Genomic DNA, 4467 nt, shown 5'->3' on the forward strand with positions numbered 1-4467 from the left:
GTATAATATGCTCTTTATTGTTTATTTATTCAATACATGACCTGGGAGGTCACAATGACTAATAAAAAACGTATTGTCTTGGCGTATTCAGGTGGCCTCGATACTTCGGTAGCAATTCCATACCTTAAAGAGCAAACAGGTCAAGACGTTGTAGCTGTGTCGCTAAACGTTGGTCAAGGCGGTGAAGCGCTTGAAGTAATTAAGAATCGTGCTTTGGCTTGTGGTGCAGTTGAGGCATATGTTGTCGATGCTCGCGAAGAATTCGCAGATAATTATTGCATGCTTGCATTAAAAGCTAACGCAATGTATGAAGACGTGTATCCATTGGTTTCTGCTCTTTCTAGGCCTTTGATTACTCGCCACTTAGTGAATGCAGCTCATCAATTTGATGCAGACACAATTGCGCATGGTTGCACCGGCAAAGGAAACGATCAGGTTCGTTTTGAAGTTGCAATCCAATCTTTGGATCCAGAATTAAAAGCTATTAGCCCAATTCGAGACTTGTCACTTACTCGTGATGTTGAAATAGAATTCGCTAATGAGCACAAGCTTCCAATTGAACAAAGCAAGAAAAGCCCATATTCGATTGACCAAAACGTGTGGGGTCGTGCAATTGAAACCGGTTTCCTAGAAGATCCATGGAATGCTCCGACTGAAGAGTGCTATTCTTATACGCAAAATCCTCTTGAATCTCAAGAACCGGATGAAGTTAGAATTACTTTTGAAAAAGGTATTCCAGTCGCAATTGACGGTCATAGTGTAACGCCTTTGCAAGCAATTGAAGAAATGAATGCAAGAGCTGGAGCGCAAGGAATTGGACGAATCGATATTATTGAAGATCGTCTTGTAGGAATTAAATCTCGTGAATTGTACGAAGTTCCAGGTGCTCAATCTCTAATTGTTGCACACCAAGAGCTTGAAAATTGCTGCCTGGAGCGTGAGCAGCATAGGTTAAAGCGTGCTCTTGATAAAAAGTGGGCTGAATTTGTCTATGATGGTCAGTGGTTCTCTCCAGTTGTGTGTTCTCTTAACGCATTTATTAATGAAACTCAAGAGCATGTTTCTGGCGAGATTCGAATGACTATGTATGCTGGCAAAGCTGTAGTTACTGGACGTCGTTCTGAGGAATCATTGTATGACTTTAATTTAGCAACGTATGATTCTTCAGATACATTTGATCAGCGTGCTTCCAATGGATTCATTGAAATCTACGGATTGTCTAGCAAGGTTGCAGCAGCAAGAGATATGCGCGTTGCAAACAACAACTAATACGATATATATAAAAAGATATAAAGGTAATAAACTATGCACGATGCAACAAAAGCAGCAGCCGCAGAACTAGAAAATAATGAAAGTAATAATACTAATCACCCTATTGCATTGTGGGGTGGACGATTTAGTTCAGGTCCTTCAGCAGAGCTGACGAAACTAAGCAAGTCCACACAATTTGATTGGCGATTAGCGGATGATGATATTGCTGGTTCTAGAGCTCATGCGCATGCGTTGCATCGTGCAGGTCTTCTTAACGAAAAAGAGTATGCTGATTTATCTTGTGCATTAGATGAATTGCAAAAGCGTGTAGATGATGAAACTTTTGCACCCATTGAGGAAGATGAAGATGAAGCTACAGCATTAGAGCGCGGTTTACTTGAAATTGCTGGAAATGAGCTTGGTGGAAAGCTTCGTGCAGGTCGATCTAGGAATGATCAAATTGCAGCTTTAATACGTATGTTTTTGCGTAGGCATGCGCGCGTTATTGCATCATTATTGTTGTCAGTTTGCCAAGCGTTGCTGAATCAATCAAAAAATGCAAAAGACGCAGTGATGCCGGGTCGCACTCACATGCAACATGCTCAACCAATTTTGCTTGCGCATCAGTTAATGGCACATGTTTGGCCGCTTTTACGAGATGTAAATCGCTTCATAGATTGGGATTTGCGTGCAGATGAAAGCCCTTATGGAGCAGGAGCTTTGGCAGGCAATACTCTTGGTCTTAATCCAGAAGAAGTAGCTAAAGAGCTTGGTTTTTCTAAAGTTTGCGCTAATTCTATAGACGCAACTGCAAGTAGAGACTTAGTCGCAGAATTTTCATTCATCGCAGCAATGATTGGCGTTGATATATCACGATTAAGTGAAGAAATTATTATTTGGAATACTCAAGAATTTGCATTTGTTCGTTTAGATGATGCTTATTCAACTGGCTCATCGATTATGCCTCAAAAAAAGAATCCAGATATTGCTGAACTTGCTCGCGGTAAAGCTGGTAGATTAATAGGCGATTTAACTGGTTTAATGGCAACTCTTAAAGGTCTTCCTACTGCTTATGCTCGCGATTTGCAAGAAGATAAAGAAGCTGTTTTTGATCAAATTGACACTTTAGAAGTGCTTCTTCCAGCTTTTGCTGGAATGGTAGAAACTATGAAATTTGATCTAAATAGACTTTATGAACAGTCTTCTACTGGTTTCGCTCTTGCTACAGATATTGCAGAATGGCTTGTAAAAAAGGGTGTTCCATTCCGTAACGCTCATACTTTGTCTGGTTTGTGTGTAAAGCGAGCTGAGGGAATTGGGGGAGATCTTGCTGATTTAAGCGATGATGATTTTTCAAATATTCTAAGCGGTTTTGTTGATAGCGCAGAAATTGCGAATATCAGAACAATATTGACTAGTGCTGGATCTGTGTCTGCCAGATGCGGTCGTGGCGGTACAGCCTTCGCACGAGTTAAAGAGCAAATTGTAGAGGCTGAAAATGCAATGGATAATTATTATAAATTTGCAAATTCAAAAAGCGATGGTTCTGCTTATATCTCGCCTAWAAAATAATTTKAAAWWAAATCTAATAAAAATCGAAGGATACATATGAAGAGCACAAAGTTCTACCGTAATGCAGCAATGTTGTTGCTCGCGGGCGCGACTATTATTCCACAATGCTTAGCAGTTCCAGCAATGGCAGATTCTTCTGCAAAGCCTTCTGCACCAGCTGCATCTTGTGCAGCTAGCAAGGACTCGCTGAACAACTACTTGTGGGATTTGCATTACGATAAAACGAATATTCTCGCACGTCACGGCGAAACAATTAACAATAAATTCTCTAGCGATAGCTTCAACAATAACGGTGAATTCGTTGTTGTTGAGCACCAGAAGAAGAACATCACAAATACAACATCAAACTTGTCGGTAACTTCGGCCAACAATGATCGCGTATATCCGGGTGCATTATTCCGCGCTGACCAGAATTTGATGGATAACATGCCAAGCTTGATTTCAGCAAATCGTGCTCCATTAACTTTGAGTATTGATTTGCCAGGCTTCCATGGCGGCGAGAGTGCTGTAACCGTGCAACATCCAACCAAGAGCTCCGTTACTTCAGCAGTTAACGGCTTAGTTTCTAAGTGGAATGCACAATATGCAGCAAGCCATCATGTGGCAGCTCGTATGCAGTATGATTCCGCAAGCGCACAGAGCATGAACCAGCTCAAAGCTAAGTTTGGTGCTGATTTTGCAAAGATTGGCGTACCGCTGAAGATTGATTTCGATGCAGTACACAAGGGTGAGAAGCAGACTCAAATTGTGAACTTCAAGCAAACTTACTACACAGTAAGCGTTGACGCTCCAGATAGCCCAGCAGATTTCTTTGCTCCATGCACTACGCCAGAAAGCTTGAAGAACCGTGGCGTTGACAGCAAACGCCCACCAGTTTACGTATCAAACGTAGCTTATGGTCGCTCAATGTACGTAAAGTTCGATACCACCAGCAAGAGCACTGATTTCCAGGCTGCAGTAGAAGCAGCAATTAAGGGCGTAGACATCAAGCCAAACACCGAATTCCATCGCATTCTCCAGAATACCTCTGTTACTGCAGTGATTCTCGGCGGCAGCGCTAACGGTGCAGCAAAGGTTATTACCGGCAATATCGATACGCTAAAGGCTTTGATTCAGGAAGGTGCAAATTTGAGCACCTCTAGCCCAGCTGTTCCAATCGCTTACACTACTTCCTTCGTAAAAGATAACGAAGTAGCAACTCTCCAGAGCAACAGCGATTATGTTGAGACTAAGGTTTCTGCTTACCGTGACGGTTATTTGACCTTGGATCATCGTGGGGCTTATGTAGCTCGCTACTACGTCTACTGGGATGAGTACGGCACTGATATCGACGGAACTCCATACGTACGTTCTCGCGCTTGGGAAGGAAACGGCAAGTATCGTACCGCTCACTTCAGCACAACGATTCAGTTCAAGGGCAATGTGCGCAATCTTCGCATTAAGTTGGAAGAAAAGACCGGCTTAGTATGGGAACCATGGCGCACAGTGTACAACCGTACTGATTTGCCGTTGGTTCGCCAGCGCACAATCAAGAACTGGGGTACAACTTTATGGCCTCGCGTCGCTGAAACTGTAAAGAATGACTGAACTCATATTGCAATTGAGCATAAATAAATAAAACTGAAAAAATTAAGGACTTTATCT

The 4467-nt window shown here is 42.3% G+C and carries 3 protein-coding genes; all 3 read left to right on the forward strand.

Going from position 1 to position 4467, the window contains the following annotated elements:
- Positions 1 to 54 precede the first annotated feature (54 nt).
- The 3 genes from A5295_RS03205 to A5295_RS03215 are packed head-to-tail and all read left to right on the forward strand — an operon-like array spanning position 55 to position 4410.
- Entirely contained in the window at positions 55 to 1269 is a 1215-nt protein-coding gene (locus A5295_RS03205; RefSeq protein ID WP_012914101.1) for an argininosuccinate synthase, read from the forward strand.
- Between the two features lie 36 nt (positions 1270 to 1305).
- Positions 1306 to 2823 carry an argininosuccinate lyase gene (gene argH / locus A5295_RS03210; protein WP_064621682.1) on the forward strand — a complete coding sequence of 506 codons (1518 nt, stop codon included), beginning with the start codon at positions 1306 to 1308 and terminating at the stop codon, positions 2821 to 2823.
- A 36-nt stretch (positions 2824 to 2859) separates the two neighbouring features.
- Positions 2860 to 4410 carry a thiol-activated cytolysin family protein gene (locus A5295_RS03215; RefSeq protein ID WP_012913731.1) on the forward strand — a complete coding sequence of 517 codons (1551 nt, stop codon included), beginning with the start codon at positions 2860 to 2862 and terminating at the stop codon, positions 4408 to 4410.
- The last annotated feature ends 57 nt before the right edge of the window (positions 4411 to 4467 follow it).

This window comes from Gardnerella sp. 26-12, from assembly GCF_001660745.1.
In the GTDB taxonomy this organism is placed as follows: domain Bacteria; phylum Actinomycetota; class Actinomycetes; order Actinomycetales; family Bifidobacteriaceae; genus Bifidobacterium; species Bifidobacterium swidsinskii.

Bases quoted from the DNA above. Each gene is read 5' to 3' on its own strand.
- A5295_RS03215 (WP_012913731.1), top strand. From the start codon at position 2,860: ATGAAGAGCACAAAGTTCTACCGTAATGCAGCAATGTTGTTGCTCGCG.
- A5295_RS03205 (WP_012914101.1), top strand. From the start codon at position 55: ATGACTAATAAAAAACGTATTGTCTTGGCGTATTCAGGTGGCCTCGAT.